Origin of the sequence: Caulobacter sp. CCG-8 (assembly GCF_037402475.1) — a bacterium.
Lineage (GTDB): Bacteria > Pseudomonadota > Alphaproteobacteria > Caulobacterales > Caulobacteraceae > Caulobacter.
The window spans coordinates 28,646-44,207 of sequence record NZ_JBBEUD010000007.1; the positions used below are offsets into that span (position 1 = coordinate 28,646).

16 protein-coding genes and 1 riboswitch are annotated in these 15,562 nt (G+C 68.6%); of the genes, 11 read left to right on the forward strand and 5 right to left on the reverse strand.

Going from position 1 to position 15,562, the window contains the following annotated elements:
• Nucleotides 1-91: 91 nt before the first annotated feature.
• Both WAE60_RS08420 and WAE60_RS08425 read right to left on the reverse strand, forming a co-directional pair.
• Complete coding sequence (locus WAE60_RS08420; protein WP_337685737.1) at nucleotides 92-1,933, reverse strand: arginine--tRNA ligase; 1,842 nt, start codon at nucleotides 1,931-1,933, stop codon at nucleotides 92-94.
• Nucleotides 1,930-2,637 carry a hypothetical protein gene (locus tag WAE60_RS08425; RefSeq protein WP_029908620.1) on the reverse strand — a complete coding sequence of 236 codons (708 nt, stop codon included), beginning with the start codon at nucleotides 2,635-2,637 and terminating at the stop codon, nucleotides 1,930-1,932. The genes WAE60_RS08420 and WAE60_RS08425 overlap by 4 nt, the downstream gene beginning before the upstream one ends.
• A gap of 182 nt (nucleotides 2,638-2,819) precedes the next feature.
• Here WAE60_RS08425 and ispH point away from each other — a divergent pair, with 182 nt between their 5' ends.
• The 7 genes from ispH to WAE60_RS08460 all read left to right on the forward strand — a co-directional run bounded on the left by ispH (nucleotide 2,820) and on the right by WAE60_RS08460 (nucleotide 9,709).
• A complete protein-coding gene (gene ispH, locus WAE60_RS08430) occupies nucleotides 2,820-3,791 on the forward strand; it encodes a 4-hydroxy-3-methylbut-2-enyl diphosphate reductase (protein WP_337685738.1) in 972 nt (323 codons plus the stop codon).
• Between the two features lie 162 nt (nucleotides 3,792-3,953).
• Nucleotides 3,954-4,045, forward strand: a riboswitch (glycine riboswitch).
• Nucleotides 4,046-4,184: 139 nt separating this feature from the next.
• Entirely contained in the window at nucleotides 4,185-5,312 is a 1,128-nt protein-coding gene (gene gcvT, locus WAE60_RS08435) for a glycine cleavage system aminomethyltransferase GcvT (protein WP_156035596.1), read from the forward strand.
• 18 nt (nucleotides 5,313-5,330) lie between these two features.
• Nucleotides 5,331-5,696 (forward strand): glycine cleavage system protein GcvH, encoded by a 366-nt coding sequence (gcvH, locus tag WAE60_RS08440; protein WP_029908613.1) that lies wholly within the window; start codon nucleotides 5,331-5,333, stop codon nucleotides 5,694-5,696.
• 89 nt (nucleotides 5,697-5,785) lie between these two features.
• A complete protein-coding gene (gene gcvPA / locus WAE60_RS08445) occupies nucleotides 5,786-7,132 on the forward strand; it encodes an aminomethyl-transferring glycine dehydrogenase subunit GcvPA (protein WP_337685739.1) in 1,347 nt (448 codons plus the stop codon).
• Nucleotides 7,129-8,718, forward strand: coding sequence for an aminomethyl-transferring glycine dehydrogenase subunit GcvPB (gcvPB, locus tag WAE60_RS08450; RefSeq protein ID WP_337685740.1), 1,590 nt, complete (start codon nucleotides 7,129-7,131; stop codon nucleotides 8,716-8,718). The genes gcvPA and gcvPB overlap by 4 nt, the downstream gene beginning before the upstream one ends.
• Before the next feature lie 134 nt (nucleotides 8,719-8,852).
• A complete protein-coding gene (locus tag WAE60_RS08455; RefSeq protein ID WP_029908607.1) occupies nucleotides 8,853-9,269 on the forward strand; it encodes a hypothetical protein in 417 nt (138 codons plus the stop codon).
• Nucleotides 9,266-9,709, forward strand: coding sequence for a hypothetical protein (locus tag WAE60_RS08460; RefSeq protein WP_029908605.1), 444 nt, complete (start codon nucleotides 9,266-9,268; stop codon nucleotides 9,707-9,709). Before WAE60_RS08455 ends, WAE60_RS08460 begins: the two co-directional genes overlap by 4 nt.
• Nucleotides 9,710-9,712: 3 nt before the next feature.
• Here the strand turns inward: WAE60_RS08460 and WAE60_RS08465 are convergent, their stop codons facing one another.
• The 3 genes from WAE60_RS08465 to WAE60_RS08475 form a co-directional block, all read right to left on the reverse strand.
• Entirely contained in the window at nucleotides 9,713-10,507 is a 795-nt protein-coding gene (locus tag WAE60_RS08465) for a TSUP family transporter (protein ID WP_029908603.1), read from the reverse strand.
• Nucleotides 10,508-10,581: 74 nt separating this feature from the next.
• A complete protein-coding gene (locus tag WAE60_RS08470; protein WP_029908601.1) occupies nucleotides 10,582-10,911 on the reverse strand; it encodes a DUF6481 family protein in 330 nt (109 codons plus the stop codon).
• A gap of 114 nt (nucleotides 10,912-11,025) precedes the next feature.
• On the reverse strand, nucleotides 11,026-12,990 hold the full coding sequence (locus WAE60_RS08475; RefSeq protein WP_337685741.1) for a hypothetical protein: 1,965 nt from the start codon (nucleotides 12,988-12,990) through the stop codon (nucleotides 11,026-11,028).
• Nucleotides 12,991-13,459: 469 nt separating this feature from the next.
• Here WAE60_RS08475 and WAE60_RS08480 point away from each other — a divergent pair, with 469 nt between their 5' ends.
• From WAE60_RS08480 to WAE60_RS08495, 4 genes are all read left to right on the forward strand, one after another.
• Complete coding sequence (locus WAE60_RS08480) at nucleotides 13,460-13,840, forward strand: AtpZ/AtpI family protein (protein WP_029908598.1); 381 nt, start codon at nucleotides 13,460-13,462, stop codon at nucleotides 13,838-13,840.
• Between the two features lie 25 nt (nucleotides 13,841-13,865).
• On the forward strand, nucleotides 13,866-14,636 hold the full coding sequence (locus tag WAE60_RS08485) for a F0F1 ATP synthase subunit A (RefSeq protein ID WP_337685894.1): 771 nt from the start codon (nucleotides 13,866-13,868) through the stop codon (nucleotides 14,634-14,636).
• A 50-nt stretch (nucleotides 14,637-14,686) separates the two neighbouring features.
• Nucleotides 14,687-14,914, forward strand: a complete 228-nt coding sequence (locus tag WAE60_RS08490) for a F0F1 ATP synthase subunit C (RefSeq protein ID WP_018061086.1) — start codon at nucleotides 14,687-14,689, stop codon at nucleotides 14,912-14,914.
• A 104-nt stretch (nucleotides 14,915-15,018) separates the two neighbouring features.
• Complete coding sequence (locus tag WAE60_RS08495; protein WP_029908593.1) at nucleotides 15,019-15,555, forward strand: ATP synthase F0 subunit B'; 537 nt, start codon at nucleotides 15,019-15,021, stop codon at nucleotides 15,553-15,555.
• The last annotated feature ends 7 nt before the right edge of the window (nucleotides 15,556-15,562 follow it).

The window sequence follows — 15,562 nt, forward strand, 5'->3', positions numbered from 1 at the left end:
AGAGCGCGAAGGCCTGCTTTTCATCGGTCGTCCCCGAGAAAAGCTGAAGTCCGTCCGGGGCGCTCGAGGACTTCGAGCGCCCCGGCGGATCTTACATCCGTTCCGGAGCGTCGATGCCCAGCAGGTTCAGGGCCAGTTCCAGCTGCTTCAGCGTCGTCTCGGCCAGGGCCAGGCGCGAGGCCCGGATCGCCGGATCGTCGGCGCCGAGGATCGGGCAGGCGGCGTAGAACTTCGAGAAGGTCTGGGCCAGCTTGTAGGCGTGCTCGGCGATGAAGTTGGGGGCCTTCTTGTCGTAAGCCTCCGACAGGGCGCCTTCGAAGGCGTCCAGCAGCAGGGTCAGGTCACGCTCGGCCTGCTCGCCGACGATCACCGCCCCCGAGGACAGGCCCTGCTCGGCCGCCTTGCGCAGGATGCTCTTGATGCGGACCGACTGGTACAGCAGGTACGGGCCGGTCTTGCCCTCGAAGCTGGTGAAGCGGTCCAGGTCGAAGACGTAGGACGTGCCGCGGAAGTTCTGCAGGTCGGCGAACTTCAGGGCGGCCACGCCCACCTTGTGGGCGATGTCCTCGAAGGCTTCGTCCGACAGCTCGGCGCCCAGGCCGGCTTCGCGCAGGCGCTCGCGGGCCTTCTCGCGGGCCATCTCGATCAGGTCGTGCAGCTTGAGCACCCCGCCGGCGCGGGTCTTGAACGGCTTGCCGTCGCTGCCGTTCATGGTGCCGAAGCCGATATGCTCCAGACCGCCCGGCTCGGCGTAGCCGGCCAGGTAGGCGGCGCGGAACACCTGCTCGAAGTGGTCGGCCTGGCGCTGGTCCACGGCGTAGAGGATCAGGTGCGGGTCGAAGCTCTTGCGGCGGTCCAGGATCGTGGCCAGGTCGGTCGTGCCGTACATGGCCGAGCCTTCCGACGAGACGACCAGCAGCGGGTCGGGGCTCTCGACCTCGACCACCGAACCGTCGGGCAGCTTCTTCTTCTTGGTCTCGCCGGGACGGGCCACGCGGACGATCCGGGCGCCCTGGTCGTCGACCAGTAGGCCCTTGACCTCCAGCTGGCGGACCATTGGGGCGATCAGGTCCTGCACGTCGCTCTCGCCCTTCCACAGGTCGAAGTCGACGCCCAGGGCGTGGAATTCGCGCTCCAGGGCCACGCGGCTGATGTTGACGAAGTGACGCCACAGCAGGCGGTAGCCGAAGCGGCCGTTCTGCAGTTCGGCGGTGGCCTTGCGGGCCCGCTCCTTGAACTCGGGGTCTTCCTTCTGGCGCGCCGAGGCGGCCGGATAGATGCGGTCCAGGTCCTCCAGCGACACCCGCTGGGCGAACTCGGCCATCACCTTTTCCTCGTCGGCCTTGGAGAAGCCGCGCGGGGCCTCGACCAGGCGCTCGAGCAGGGCGCGGATGAAGGCGTCCTCCTCCATGATGGCGCTGATCAGCAGGCCCATCTGGAAGCCCCAGTCGCCGAAGTGGGCGTCGCCCACCACGTCGTCGCCGCGGAAGCGGTACAGGCGCTTGACCGACTCGCCGATGATCGAGGCGCGCAGGTGGCCCACGTGCATCGGCTTGGCCACGTTCGGGCCGGCGTAGTCGACCAGCACCCGGCGCGGATTGGCCAGGGGCTCGGCCCCGGCGCGCGGGTCGGCGGCGATCTCGTTGGCGCGGGCGGCCAGGGCGTCGTCGCTGACGCGCATGTTGATGAAGCCGACGCCGGCGATCTCGACGGAGGCCAGGCGCGGGTCGGTCTTCAGGATGTCGACGACCTGCACGGCGATCTCGCGCGGATTGCGCTTGGCGCTCTTGGCGGCCGCCAGGGCCCCGTTGCATTGGAAGTCGGCCAGGTCGGGCCGGTCGGACGCGGTGACGCGACCGAAGTCGGGGGACAGTCCGGCGGCCTGGAAGGCGGCCGCGGCCGCCTCGCTCAGGGACCGCTTCAAATCACTCATGGCTTGGGCGTGTTTCCGGTTTGGGTCTGGGCCTGCTGGGTCTGGCCGGCGTTGACGCGGAAGCGCTTGCCGTCACGGTTGAAGGCGGCCATTTCCGGGGTCACGTCGAAGCCGATCAGGACCTCGAAATTGCCGCCGCTGACCTTTTCGTCAGCGCGCGGGATGGTGATGGTGTTCAGGGTCTGGTTCACATAGACGCGATCCTGGCCCGGCGCGAACTTCACCGGCAGGTCGAAATATTCCTTGGCCAGGACGCTCTTGTTGCGCTCGGTCACCGCGACCCAATAGCGATAGGTCTTCTGGTCGCTGGTCGCCTGGGGACCGCGCCCCATCTCGAACAGCATCTGGACCTGCATCTTGATCGGGTCGTTGCTCTTGTAGGCGCAGCCCGAGGACAGGCCCTGGATCTCGCCGGTGTACATCGCCTGGGCGGCCGATTCCTTGCCGTCCTTGAACTCGACATAGCGGCTGGCGTCGTACAGCACCTTCACATAGGGGCACGGGCCGGCGTTGCGCAGCTGGGCCAGCGGGGCCTTGGGCTGGTTCCACTCGTCGTCGCGCTTCTTCTTCTTGGCGGCCTGGTCGTCGTCGCCGCCTTGACCGCCGCCGGGACGCCCGCCCTGCTGGGCGTGAACGGTCGTCGCCGTCGCGGCGATCGAGAGGGCCATCAGGGCGCTGAGGGCGACGGAAAGGTTGCGGCGCATGAAACGTCCGGTTCGAGAAGGAAAGCTTGAGCGGGAAATCCCCGCCAGCGTCATGGAGCCTGATAAAGGCATATGCGTGACGTCGCAATGTACAGCAGGTTTCAACAGGATGCGGCGGACTTTTCGTCCAGGGGGCGGCCGGACGCTGGCGCGGGGGGCTCGGAACCCTTAGGTTCGGCGCCATGAACGCCCACTCGCCCATCTCCAGCCCCGGCCGCCGCGAACTCAGCGTGGTGCTGGCCAGTCCGCGCGGCTTCTGCGCCGGCGTCGACCGGGCGATCCAGATCGTCGAGCGGACGATCCAGAAGTTCGGCGCGCCGGTCTATGTGCGCCACGAGATCGTCCACAACCGCCACGTCGTCGACCGGCTGAAGGCCCTGGGCGCGGTGTTCATCGAGGAACTGGACGAGGCGCCGGACGATCGTCCGGTGGTGTTCTCGGCCCACGGCGTGCCCAAGACGGTGCCGGCCGCGGCCAAGGCCCGCGAGATGGTCTATCTGGACGCCACCTGCCCGCTGGTCTCCAAGGTCCACGTCGAGGCCCAGAAGCATTTCGACGCCGGGCGCGAGATCGTGCTGATCGGCCACGCCGGCCACCCCGAGGTGGTCGGCACCATGGGCCAGCTGCCCGAGGGGACCGTGACCCTGATCGAGGACATCGACGACGCCCGCGCCTGGGTCCCCAAGGACCCGGCCAACGTCGCCTTCCTCACCCAGACCACCCTGTCGGTCGACGACACCGCCGAGATGGTCGACCTGCTCAAGCAGCGCTTCCCGGGCATCGCCGCCCCGCACAAGGAAGACATCTGCTACGCCACCACCAACCGCCAGGAGGCGGTGAAGCTGCTGGCCGGCGCCTCGGAGCTGATCCTGGTGGTCGGCTCGCGGAACTCGTCCAATTCGGTGCGGCTGATGGAAGTCGGCAAGCGGGCCGGCGCCCGGGACGCCCGGCTGATCGACGACGCCCGCGGCATCGACTGGTCGTGGTTCGAGGGCGTGTCCCGCGTGGGCCTCACCGCCGGCGCCTCGGCGCCCGAGGACCTGGTCCAGGGCGTGATCGAGGCCCTGGCCACGCGCTACGACGTCACCGTCGAGGAACTGGTCGAGGCCCGCGAGACGGTGACCTTCAAACTGCCGCGCCTGCTGACGGCCTGAGGGCGTTTCCACCCGTTCTATTTTAGATCGTCATCCTCGGAACAAGTCCGAGGATGACGGTTGAAAGATCAGGGGCGCCGCGATCGACGTTGGCGACAAGCTATAGGCGACACCCCCGCGCCTTCCCCGTTGACTCCGCCCGCACCGTCGCCCAAACACGCCTCGACCCTCGCGGGAGACGTCGGGATTCTCGTCCCGAGGCCGAAGGCGCAACCGCCCCGGAAACGCTCAGGCAAAAGGACCGCGCGGGTTTAGGAACGCTGGAAAGAGGCAGTCGGAAACGGCTGCCCGCCGAAGGAGCAAGGTTCAGCTGGCTGGACCGGAATCTCTCAGGTCAAAGGGACAGCGGGGGCGAGACCACCTGGCGAGAGCCGGGCGGCGTCGCCGACCCCGATTGGAGCCCAAAGCGTGTCCGAGCAAGACCTCAAGAAGACCCCGCTGTACGACGCGCACGTCGCCGCCGGCGCCCGCATGGTGCCGTTCGCCGGCTACCACATGCCCGTGCAGTACAAGGACGGGGTGCTGAAGGAGCACCTGTGGACCCGCGAGCACGCGGGCCTGTTCGACGTCTCGCACATGGGCCAGGCCCGGCTGCGCGGCGCTGATCCCGCCAAGAGCTTCGAGAAGCTGGTCTCGGCCGACTACCAGGGCCTCAAGCCCGGCAAGCAGCGCTACGCCGTGCTGCTGAACGCCGAGGGCGGGGTGATCGACGACCTGATGACCGCCCGCCCCGACGACGACGGCCTGTTCATCGTCGTCAACGGCGCCTGCAAGGACAACGACTACGCGATCATCGCCGAAGCCCTGAAGGGCGAAGCGACCGTCCAGCGCCTGGAAGACCGCGCCCTGCTGGCCCTGCAGGGCCCCGAGGCCGCCGCCGTCCTGGCCGCCCATATCCCCGAGGCCGCCGGCATGGTGTTCATGGACAGCGCCGCCGTGACCGCCTTCGGGACCGACGTCCTGATCTCGCGCTCGGGCTACACCGGCGAGGACGGCTACGAGATCTCGGTCCCCGCGACCGAAGCCGCGCGCATCTGGAACACCCTGCTGGAGGACGAGCGCGTCAAGGCCATCGGTCTGGGCGCCCGCGACAGCCTGCGCCTGGAGGCCGGCCTGCCGCTGTACGGCCACGACATGGACGAGACCGTCTCGCCGATCGAGGCCGGCATGCCGTTCGCCGTCGGCAAGAGCCGCCGCGAGGCCGGCGACTATCTCGGCGCCGACCGCATCGCTAAGGAGTTGGCCGGCGACCTCAAGCGCGTGCGCGTCAATCTGAAGGTGCTGGAAGGCGCCCCGGCCCGCGAAGGCGCCGAGATCGCCGACGCCGACGGCAACGTCATCGGCAAGGTCACCAGCGGCGGCTTCGGCCCCAGCTACGGCGGCGCCATCGCCATCGGCTTCGTGCCCCCGCAATTCGCGGTTCTCGGCGACAAGCTGAAAGTCATCGTCCGGGGCAAGCCGGCGGCCGCCGAGGTCGTCGCCAGCCCGTTCGTCCCCACCCGCTACGTGCGCAAACTTTAAGTCAAAAGGGCCAAGACCATGAAGTTCACCAAGGACCACGAGTGGGTCGAAGTCGCCGGCGACATCGCCACCGTCGGCATCACCGCCTACGCCGCCGAGCAGCTGGGCGACGTGGTGTTCGTCGAGGTGCCGGAAGTCGGCAAGACCGTGAAGCAGGGCGACCAGCTGGCGGTGGTCGAGAGCGTCAAGGCCGCCTCGGACGTCTACGCCCCGGTGTCGGGCGAGGTGGTCGAGGCCAACGAGACGCTGAGCGACAGCCCCGAGACCGTCAACGCCCTGCCGGAAGCCGGCGGCTGGTTCGCCAAGGTCAAGCTCAGCAACGCCGCCGAGCTGGACGCCCTGATGGACCGCGACGCGTACGAAGCCTTCCTCGGCACGCTCTAATAACTCCGCGCATCCCCGCGAAAGCGGGGATCCATGCGGCCTCCTCAGCTTAGGTCCCCGCTTTCGCGGGGATGAGCGGAATCAAGATCATGCGCTACCTCCCCCTCACACCCGAAGATCGCGCCGACATGCTCGGCGTCATCGGCGCGGAGTCGATCGACGAGCTGTTCGTCGACGTTCCGGCCGTCGCCCGCCGCGCCCAGCCGGTGGACCTGCCGTTCCATGCCGGCGAGCTGGAGGTCGAGCGCGAGATGCTGGCCCTGTCGCGCCGCAACCGCGCGGCCTCGGAAGGCCCGTTCTTCGTGGGGGCGGGGGCCTATCGCCACCACGTGCCGGCCACGGTCGACCACATCATCCAGCGGTCGGAGTTCCTGACCAGCTACACGCCCTACCAGCCGGAAATCGCCCAAGGCACTCTTCAGGTACTCTTCGAGTTCCAGACCCAGGTCGCGGCCCTGACCGGCATGGAAGTGGCCAACGCCTCGCTCTATGACGGCTCCACCGCCGCCGCCGAGGCGGTGATGATGGCCACCCGCGTCACCCGCCGGAACAAGGCGGTGCTGTCGGGCGGCGTGCACCCGCAATATGTCGGCACGGTCGAGACCCTGGCCCACGCCGCCGGCGTCGCCACCGACCGCCTGCCGGCCGCCATCGACGCCGAGGACGCGGTGATCGCCGCCATCGACGCCGACACCGCCTGCGTGGTCGTCCAGACCCCCAACGTCTTCGGCACCGCCACCGACGTGACCAGGATCGCCGCCGCCGCCCAGGCCGCCGGCGCCCTGCTGATCGTGGTCACCACCGAGGCCGTGTCGTACGGCCTGCTGAAGTCGCCCGGCGAGATGGGCGCCGACATCGTCGTGGCCGAGGGCCAGTCGATCGGCAACGGCCTGAACTTCGGCGGTCCCTATGTCGGCCTGTTCGCCTGCAAGGAAAAATACGTCCGCCAGGCCCCGGGCCGCCTCTGCGGCGAGACCGTCGACGCCGAGGGGCGTCGCGGCTTCGTCCTGACCCTGTCGACCCGCGAGCAGCACATCCGCCGCGACAAGGCCACGTCGAACATCTGCACCAACAGCGGCCTGTGCGCCCTGGCGTTCAGCATCCACATGAGCCTGTTGGGCGAGAAGGGCCTGCGCCGCCTGGCCCTGGTCAACCACCAGAAGGCCGTGAAGCTGCGCGACGCCCTGGCCGCCGTGCCGGGCGTCCAGGTGCTGACCCCGCGTTTCTTCAACGAGTTCGCGATCAAGGTTCCGGGCAACGCGGCCGAGCTGGTCGAGACCCTGGCCGCCAACGGCGTCATCGCCGGCGTGCCGTTCTCGCGCCTCGACCCGGCCGCCGGCCTGGACGACGTCCTGCTGGTCGCCGCCACCGAGACCACGCCCGACGGCGACATCGCCCTCTTCTCCAAGGCCCTGACCAAGGTGCTGGCCCAATGAGCATGAATTCCGTCGGACGGCCGACCCGTCCTGAAACCGCTACCGACGCCAACGACTACGTCCACCCCACCCTGACCGGGGCCCGCGGCCTGCTGCAGGACGAGGCGCTGATCTTCGAACTGGACGCCTGGGACAAGACCGGCGTCGACCTGCCCGACGCCCCCGCGGCGGATGACCTGGGCGACCTGGTCCGCGCCTCGGCGATCGGCCTGCCGGGCCTGTCCGAGCCGGAAGCGGTGCGCCACTACGTGCGCCTGTCGCAGAAGAACCACGCCATCGACCTGGCGCTGTATCCGCTGGGCTCGTGCACGATGAAGCACAACCCGCGCCTGAACGAGAAGATGGCGCGCCTGCCGGGCTTCTCGGACATCCACCCGCTGCAGCCGCAGTCGACGGTGCAGGGCGCGATCGAGCTGATGGACCGCCTGGCGCATTGGCTCAAGACGCTGACCGGCATGCCGGCCGTCGCCCTGTCGCCCAAGGCCGGCGCGCACGGCGAGCTGTGCGGCCTGCTGGCCATCCGCGCCGCCCACGAGGCGGCCGGCAACGGCCACCGCAAGACGGTGCTGGCCCCGACCAGCGCCCACGGCACCAACCCGGCCACGGCGGCCTTCTGCGGCTACACCGTGGTCGAGATCGCCCAGACCGACGACGGCCGCGTGGACCTGGCCGACCTGGAGTCCAAGCTGGGCGACCACGTGGCCGCCATCATGGTCACCAACCCCAACACTTGCGGCCTGTTCGAGCGCGACGTGGTCGAGATCGCCCGCCTGACCCACGCGGCGGGCGCGTACTTCTACTGCGACGGCGCCAACTTCAACGCCATCGTCGGCCGGGTGCGCCCGGGCGACCTGGGCGTCGACGCCATGCACATCAACCTGCACAAGACCTTCTCCACCCCGCACGGCGGCGGCGGTCCGGGCGCGGGTCCGGTGGTGCTGTCGGCGGCCCTGGCCCCGTTCGCCCCCACCCCGTGGGTGGTCAGCCACGAGCACGGCTTCCACTTGGTGGAAGAGGCCAAGGGGCCCGCCGCCCAGGCCTTCGGGCGGATGAGCGCCTTCCACGGCCAGATGGGCATGTTCGTGCGCGCCTACGCCTACATGCTCAGCCACGGCGCCGACGGCCTGCGCCAGGTGGCCGAGGACGCGGTCCTGAACGCCAACTACATCAAGGCCCGCCTGTCGGACCTGATGAGCCCGGCCTTCCCGAACGGCCCGTGCATGCACGAGGCCCTGTTCGACGACGCCTGGCTGGAAGGCACCGGCGTGACCACGCTCGACTTCGCCAAGGCGATGATCGACGAGGGCTTCCACCCGATGACCATGTACTTCCCGCTGGTCGTCCACGGCGCGATGCTGATCGAGCCGACCGAGACCGAGAGCAAGCAGGAGCTGGACCGCTTCGTCACGGCGCTGCGCGCCCTGGCCGGGACGGCCCTGAAAAACAAGGATGGGGCCGGCGAGGTCGAGCGCTTCAAGGGCGCCCCGTACCACGCGCCGCTCAAGCGCCTGGACGAGACCCTTGCCGCGCGTAAACCACGCTTGCGGTGGAAACCTGTGGCCGCCGCGCCACTGGCTGCGGAATAGCGGTCACAGTCGTACAAAGCGACAACGGGGCGCCTTTACGGAAGGGCGCCCCGTTCTCATATCGGGTTCTGTGAGCCGAGGAGGCCGGTCTGTCGCCGGGATCGAACGGACCACGGAACCCGTTTCGCCCCGTTATGAACCTCGCCCTCGCCATGCCGCCCGTGCGCTTCTCCGTCGCCGATGAACTCGCCCGCGAGCTTCTCGGGCGGATTTCGCGCGTCGTCCTGGTGGCGCTGGGCTTGATCCTGATCGTCGCGGGCTTCCTGATCGCGCCGCTGCCCGGCCCGCTGGGCGTGCCGCTGACCGTGGCCGGCCTGATGCTGGTGCTGCGCAACTCGTTCCGGGCCCGCAAGCAGTTCGTGCGCTTCCAGCACGCCCACCCCAAGCTGCTGTTCCCGCTGCGCCGCCTGCTGCGCCGCGAGCCGGAAGTGTTCCCGGTCGCCTGGCAGCAGGTCCTGCGCATGGAGCGCCTGGTCATCCCGCGCCGCTGGCGCGTGGCCAAGCGCTGGCGCCAATCCTTCAAGCGCTCCGCGCTCAAGAAGCGTCCGTGAGCTCGACCGCCGAAACGCTCGCCAGACTGCCTTCGAGGCTCTACCGCCGCCGTCGCCGTCTGGCCCTGGTCCTGCGTGAAACCGCGGGCCGCGTCGCCCGCTGGGCGGCGCTGGCCTTCGGCGTGCTCGTGCTGCTGGCCGGGGTGGTGCTGACGCCCCTGCCGGGCCACCTGGGCCTGCCGCTGCTGGTCGTCGGCCTGATGATCGTGCTGCGCAACTCGTTCCAGGCCAAGCGCCGCTTCCTGCGCTGGCAGCGCCGCCATCCCAAGCTGATCTTCCCGATCCGCCGGCTGATGCGCCGCGAGCCCGAGATCATGCTGGTGGCCTGGCAGCAGCTGCTGCGCTCCGAGAAGCTGTTCCTGCGCAAAGCGTCCTGGCGGGTGCTGAAGCGCGGGCGGAAGTACCTGCGCCGGCGCTGGCTGAAGAAGCAGCCGGTCTGACGGCTAGCCGCCGAACAGCCCGACGACCGCGTGCCGCAGCGGATTGGCCGGGTCGCTCAGCAGCTTCACCGCCATAGCGCACGACATCACCACCAGCAGCGGCCGGATCAGCCGGGCGCCGAACCGCATGGCCAGGCGCGAGCCGACCTGCGCGCCCAGGAACGCCCCGGCGGCCATGACCAGCCCGATCGGCCAGATCACCGCGCCCTTCAGGATGAACAGCGACAGGCTGCCCAGGTTCGAGGCGGCGTTGGCCAGCTTGGTGTGGGCGGTGGCCTTCAGCGCGCCGTAGCCCAGCAGGGTGACGATGGCCACCATGTAGAAGGCCCCGGCCCCGGGGCCGAAGATCCCGTCGTAGAAGCCGATCAGCGGGGCCACGCAGAAGGCGAAGACCGGCACGGTCAGGCGCGGATGGACGTCCTCGCCCTTCAGCCCCTTCGAGAACCCGAAATAGAGGGCGATGACGATCAGCAGGACCGGCACCAGGGCCGCCAGCACGCGCGGCGACAGCAGGCTGGCGCAGAGGGCGCCGCAGAGGCCGGCGACGGCGGCGCCGCCGGCCACGGGCAGGGCGGTCTTCCAGTCGATCAGGCCGCGCCGGGCGAAGGCGCTGGTGGAGGAGATGGCGCTGACCGCGCCCTGCAGCTTGTTGGTGCCCAGGGCCGCGACGGGGTTCATGCCGGTCAGCAGCAGGGCCGGGACGGTCAGCAGGCCGCCGCCGCCGGCGATGGCGTCGAACGCCCCGGCGACCATGGCCACGGCGAACATCGTGGCCAGCAGGGCGAAATCGACGTGCATGAACTCAAGCCCTCACGTGGCCCGCCCTTACAGACGGGTCGGGACCACGCGAAAGGCGAGCGGTAGTCGTTGGATTACTTCTGGCGCGCCTTGCGGGCGGCGTACTTGGCGTCGCGGCGGGCCTTCTGCTCGGCGGCGGTCAGGGCCTTGCGCTCCTTGCGCTCCTTGCGCTTCTCGGCGAGGACCTCTTCTTCCTTGGCCAGGGCTTCCAGGCGGGCGGCTTCCTTGGCCGCCGCGCGCTCGGCGCGGACGCGTTCCAGTTCGGCTTCGCGCTCGGCGTGGCGCTGCTCGAAGTTGGGATCCTGAACGGTGGGCTTCACCTTCATCTTGGCCAGCATGGCCTTCTTGGCTTCGGCGGCGGCGGTGATGCGATCGGCGAAGCCGGTGTTCTTCAGGTGCGACATGAATCTTCTGGTTGGTGGAAAGTGCGCCTCTAAGACCCCAAAACGCCGCGAAAAGCAATTGATCATCCCCGACGCAAAAGGACACAGGTCCCGTCGCGCCGGGGATTTGGCCGGCTATTTCTCGATCCGGTAGACCGCGTAGCTGTGCGGCGCGACCCGGGCGGCGAACTCGGTGCGGACCGGCACGCCCTGGCGGCGCCAGGCGTCGGCCTTGCCGTCGGCGGGCCTGGCCTCGACCACCTGGCCGGTCGACAGGTTGCGCAGCTTCACCCCCGCCCCCAGCAGCGACAGGTTCACGTCCGTGTCGTCGTCGCGGAACGACTGCACCACGAAGGTCCCGTTGTCGTAGGCGAACAGGCTGACCCGGTCGGGCGCGTCCAGCCGCACGGGGAAGTCGCGCTGCAGGTAGCGCTTGATCTCGGTCGTGACGCCCTGGGGCAGGTTGTAGAGGTCGCCCGGGTTCTCCGGCATGGTGATCACGTAGAGGACCCCGCCGCCGTAGCGGTTCATCAGCAGGATCGGGAACCCCTTGGCGTTGGCCACGCCCCGGATGATCCCCCAGCTGTCGTTGGTGTAGAAGGCCAGTTCCGGGAACAGCACCGGCGGGGTCTCGCGCTTCGGATCGTTCAGGCTCTCGCCGTTGCCCGCGCCGTAGCCGTTCAGGAAGTCGTGCAGGGCCACCTTGCGGCCGGTGTCGCGCACCTCGAGGATGTCCTCGATCCCCTTGCCCTGCAGCGCCGAGAGCAGGCCCGAGGTGATGAACACCGTCTTGCCGGCCAGGAGGTTGCCCTTGATCTCCTCGACGATCTTCGGGTCCTTCGCGGCCGCCTGGGTCAGCAGCGCCACGTCCGCGCCCTTGGGGAAGTTGGGCGACAGCTCGATCGGAATGCCCACATTGCCCAGGTAGTTGTGCAGGAAGTCCTCGCCCGACGACTGGTAGGGCTTGTAGGCGGCGATGCCGATCGGCTTGCCCAGCCAGCCCAGGTCCTTGTCGATCTTCTCCAGCGACCAGCCGGCCGCGCGGCCCCAGCCGGGACCCGGGTCGCCGGCCTGCCCCGACGGCTTGTAGCTGGCGACCATGGCCTTCCAGTCGAAGCTGGTGGCCTTGTCGCTCCACGGGCGGGCGCCGGGCTCGACCGCCTTGGGCTCGTTCATCGGCCGCCAGTTGAACAGGGTGATCTCCGGCGCCTTGGCCAGCAGGGTGTCCCACAGCTGCTCGGCGTAGCGGTCGACATAGAGGGTCGAGAACGTGTCGACCCAGCCGCCGCCGTTGCCCGGCCCGCCGTTCGAGCCGACGGGCCGGATGTTGTCGTAGTAGCGGATGATCGAATAGCTCTCGTACTGCTGCAGCAGCTGGTCGGTGATCACCGGATCGCGGGTCTCGGTGCCGGTGTAGATGCCGTCGAACATCTGCGACTGCTTCTCCAGGTCGTAGCCCGTGCCCTGGAAGTGCTCGTACCAGTTGGGGTACTTGATGATCACCCGCACCTTGGGATTGACCGCCTTGGCGGGGCCCAGGACCAGGTCCTGGCTGACCGCGCGCATGGTCTCCAGGCGGTACTGGCTCCACGAGCGGTCGCCCTTGGCGGCGATGTCGGCGGGGCTCTTGGACGTGTAGAAGAAGAAGTCGTCGAGGATCACCTCGTCGAAGTGCTTGGCCGCCAGGCGCACGGCCTTCTCGCACTCGGCCCGGTGGGAGGGGTTCTCATAGTCGAAGGTGCCGAACTGGCCGCCCTCGCCGCCGGTCGCCAGGGTGATCCCGCCGGCCACCTGCACGCCGCGCGCCTCGAACCAGCCCTTGACCCGCTCGATCTGCTCGTCGGTGGCGAAGTTGCTGCTGCGGTAGACCTCCAGATAGACCTTGTCGAAGCGCAGCTGGCGGCTGGCGCGTTCGAACTGGGCGTCGAACACCGCCTTGTCCGACAGGGCCTTGGCGTCGTTGACGGCGATGTAGATCGCCGCGCGGAAGTTCTTGTAGGCGGGCGCCGGCTGGGGCCTGGCCGGGGCGGCCCAGGCGGCGGGCGCGAGCAAGGCGCACAGCGCCGCGGCGCCGAGCAGACTGCGGGTGACGCGGATCATGGCTGGTTTCTTCCCTCGATAGGCCCGACGGCGCGTCGAGGCGCTCGGACTTGGTTGCGGTACCATATGGTTGGTATGACAAATCAGGCGAGGGGAATCTTGGCCGGACGCGAAAGCGCGCTTCCCTCCCCCTTGTGGGGAGGGCGGCCCTGGCGCAGCCAGGGTCGGGTGGGGTTTGATGAGTCAGCAGGCCCCACCCACCAGCTTCTCTGGTCCCCCTCCCCATAAAGGGGAGGGAAGAAGGTGGAGGTCACCCAACGGAACCCGCGTTCGCCGATCACGTAAGGGCGCGATGATTCCGACACTCGGCTCGAAAAACCCTAAAATCCCTTATAAAACCGCGACTTGAGAGTATACCGCCCAACCTTGACGCACCGCAGCGCGCCCTATAGGTTCCGCCGCGATCAAGCCGGCCGGAAATCCGCCTCTATTGGGGCGGCCGCGGGCGTTTTCGGACCTGACCGCACCCATGCCCAAGGCCGACGAACCGAACGACAAGGCTCCGCAGAGCCTCGACGCTCGGATCGCCGCCTTCGAGGCGCGGAAAGCGGCGGAGCAACCGGGGCGCGCCGAGCACGAGAAATCGTCCCAGGACGGCTATCGTCTCCTGGCGGATCTGATCGGGGGCGTTCTGGTGGGGCTCGGCTTCGGCTGGCTGCTCGACCGTTACGCCGGCACGGGGCCCTGGGGCATGGTCGGCGGTCTGCTGATCGGCATGGGGATCTCGATCTACACCATCGTCCGCAAGGCGATGAAACTGAGCGCGCAGGCGTCGACCAAGGCCCCGGGGGCCACGGACGACGAGAACACGGGAGGCGGGTCCACCGCCCCCAAGCAGAAGAGAGACTAGGGCCTTGGCCACGCCGATCGACCCGATGCACCAGTTCATGATCCAAAAGATCGTGGAGCTGCCGTCCTTCACTGTCCCGGGCCTGGGCGTGATCGACATGTCGATCACCAATTCCGTCGCCGCCATGCTGCTGTCGGCGTTCCTGATCGTCACCTTCTACAGCTTCGCCGGCAAGGGCGCGGTGGTTCCCGGCCGCCTGCAGACCGTGGGCGAGATGCTCTATGGAATCGTCGATGGCCTGACGAGCTCGATCATCGGCCACGACGGCAAGAAGTACCTGCCCTTCGTCTTCGCCCTGTTCTCGTTCGTGCTGTTCGCCAATCTGCAAGGCATGCTGTTCGGCTGGACCGGCAACTTCCTGGGCTTCACCTCGACCTCGCAGCTGGCCGTGACCCTGACCCTGGGCCTGATGGTCATCCTGACGGTCATCGGCGTCGGCTTCGCCAAGAACGGCGTCAAGTTCTTCAAGCTGTTCGCCCCGTCGGGCGTGCCGCCGGTGCTCTACGTCATCCTGGTGCCGATCGAGATCATCTCGTTCCTGATCCGCCCGATCACCCTGGCCCTCCGTCTGTTCGGCAACATGCTGGGCGGCCACGTGGTGCTGAAGATCTTCGCGACCTTCGTGGCCATCCTGCTGGCCATGACCCCGATCTACTGGCCGATCGGCATCCTGTCGCTGACCTCCGTCGTCGCCCTGACGGCCCTAGAGTTCATGGTGGCCTTCCTCCAGGCCTTCGTGTTCGCGGTGCTCACCTGCGTCTATCTGAACGACGTCGTGCACCTCGACAGCCACTGATCACCCTTTAGTCTATCAACCAACACAGTCTTCCCTAAGGAGTCTCAACAATGGACGCTTCCGCCGCTAAGTTCATCGGCGCCGGCCTGGCCATGCTCGGCATGATCGGCGCGGGCATCGGCCTCGGCATCATGTTCGGCAACTACTTCCAAGGCGCCCTGCGCAACCCGACCGCGGCCGCTCAAGAGCGCCCGATGCTGTTCCTGGGCATGGCTCTGACCGAAGCCCTGGGCATCTTCGCCCTGGTCATCGCCTTCCTGATCCTGTTCTCGAAGTGATAACCCTGGGGCGCGGCCGGTCCGGCGGACCGACGCGCCCCAGAACCGTTCTTCGAGCCTTCCCCGCGTTGGGGCGGGCTCCAAACTAAGAGGCTTCTTCGCCCATGGCGACGGAACATCACGGCACGGTCGAGTCGACCGAGGCCCCCCACGGGCAGGAAAGCGGCGGGCTTCCCCAGCTGCAGTTCCAGCACTGGGGCGGCCAGATCGTCTGGCTCGTGCTCATCTTCGCCGTTCTCTACGCGGTGCTGTCCAAGGCGCTCCTGCCTCGGGTCAGCGGCGCGATCGAGACCCGCGGGGCCAAGATCGCCGGCGACATCGCCGACGCCCGTCGTCTGAAGGACGAAGCCGAGGTGCAGGCCCGCGCGGCCGCCGCCGAGGTGGCCGAGGCTCGCGCCAAGGCCCAGAAGACCGCGGCGGACGCCAAGGCCAAGGCTTCGGCCGAGGCCGCCGAGCGTCAGGCGAAGGAAGAGGCCGTGCTGGCCGAGAAGCTGGCCGCCGCCGAAGGCCGCATCCAGGCCGCCCGCGACGAGGCCATGGGCCACGTCCGCACGGTGGCCTCGGAAACGGCCGGCGCCATTGTCGAGAAGCTGACGGGCAAGGCGGCTTCGGCCGCCGAGCTCAAGGCCTCGCTGGCCTAAGGAGACG

Bases quoted from the DNA above. Each gene is read 5' to 3' on its own strand.
- WAE60_RS08420 (WP_337685737.1), bottom strand. From the start codon at position 1,933: ATGAGTGATTTGAAGCGGTCCCTGAGCGAGGCGGCCGCGGCCGCCTTC.
- WAE60_RS08425 (WP_029908620.1), bottom strand. From the start codon at position 2,637: ATGCGCCGCAACCTTTCCGTCGCCCTCAGCGCCCTGATGGCCCTCTCG.
- ispH (WP_337685738.1), top strand. From the start codon at position 2,820: ATGAACGCCCACTCGCCCATCTCCAGCCCCGGCCGCCGCGAACTCAGC.
- gcvH (WP_029908613.1), top strand. From the start codon at position 5,331: ATGAAGTTCACCAAGGACCACGAGTGGGTCGAAGTCGCCGGCGACATC.
- gcvPA (WP_337685739.1), top strand. From the start codon at position 5,786: ATGCGCTACCTCCCCCTCACACCCGAAGATCGCGCCGACATGCTCGGC.
- gcvPB (WP_337685740.1), top strand. From the start codon at position 7,129: ATGAGCATGAATTCCGTCGGACGGCCGACCCGTCCTGAAACCGCTACC.
- WAE60_RS08455 (WP_029908607.1), top strand. From the start codon at position 8,853: ATGAACCTCGCCCTCGCCATGCCGCCCGTGCGCTTCTCCGTCGCCGAT.
- WAE60_RS08465 (WP_029908603.1), bottom strand. From the start codon at position 10,507: ATGCACGTCGATTTCGCCCTGCTGGCCACGATGTTCGCCGTGGCCATG.
- WAE60_RS08470 (WP_029908601.1), bottom strand. From the start codon at position 10,911: ATGTCGCACCTGAAGAACACCGGCTTCGCCGATCGCATCACCGCCGCC.
- WAE60_RS08475 (WP_337685741.1), bottom strand. From the start codon at position 12,990: ATGATCCGCGTCACCCGCAGTCTGCTCGGCGCCGCGGCGCTGTGCGCC.
- WAE60_RS08480 (WP_029908598.1), top strand. From the start codon at position 13,460: ATGCCCAAGGCCGACGAACCGAACGACAAGGCTCCGCAGAGCCTCGAC.
- WAE60_RS08485 (WP_337685894.1), top strand. From the start codon at position 13,866: ATGCACCAGTTCATGATCCAAAAGATCGTGGAGCTGCCGTCCTTCACT.
- WAE60_RS08490 (WP_018061086.1), top strand. From the start codon at position 14,687: ATGGACGCTTCCGCCGCTAAGTTCATCGGCGCCGGCCTGGCCATGCTC.
- WAE60_RS08495 (WP_029908593.1), top strand. From the start codon at position 15,019: ATGGCGACGGAACATCACGGCACGGTCGAGTCGACCGAGGCCCCCCAC.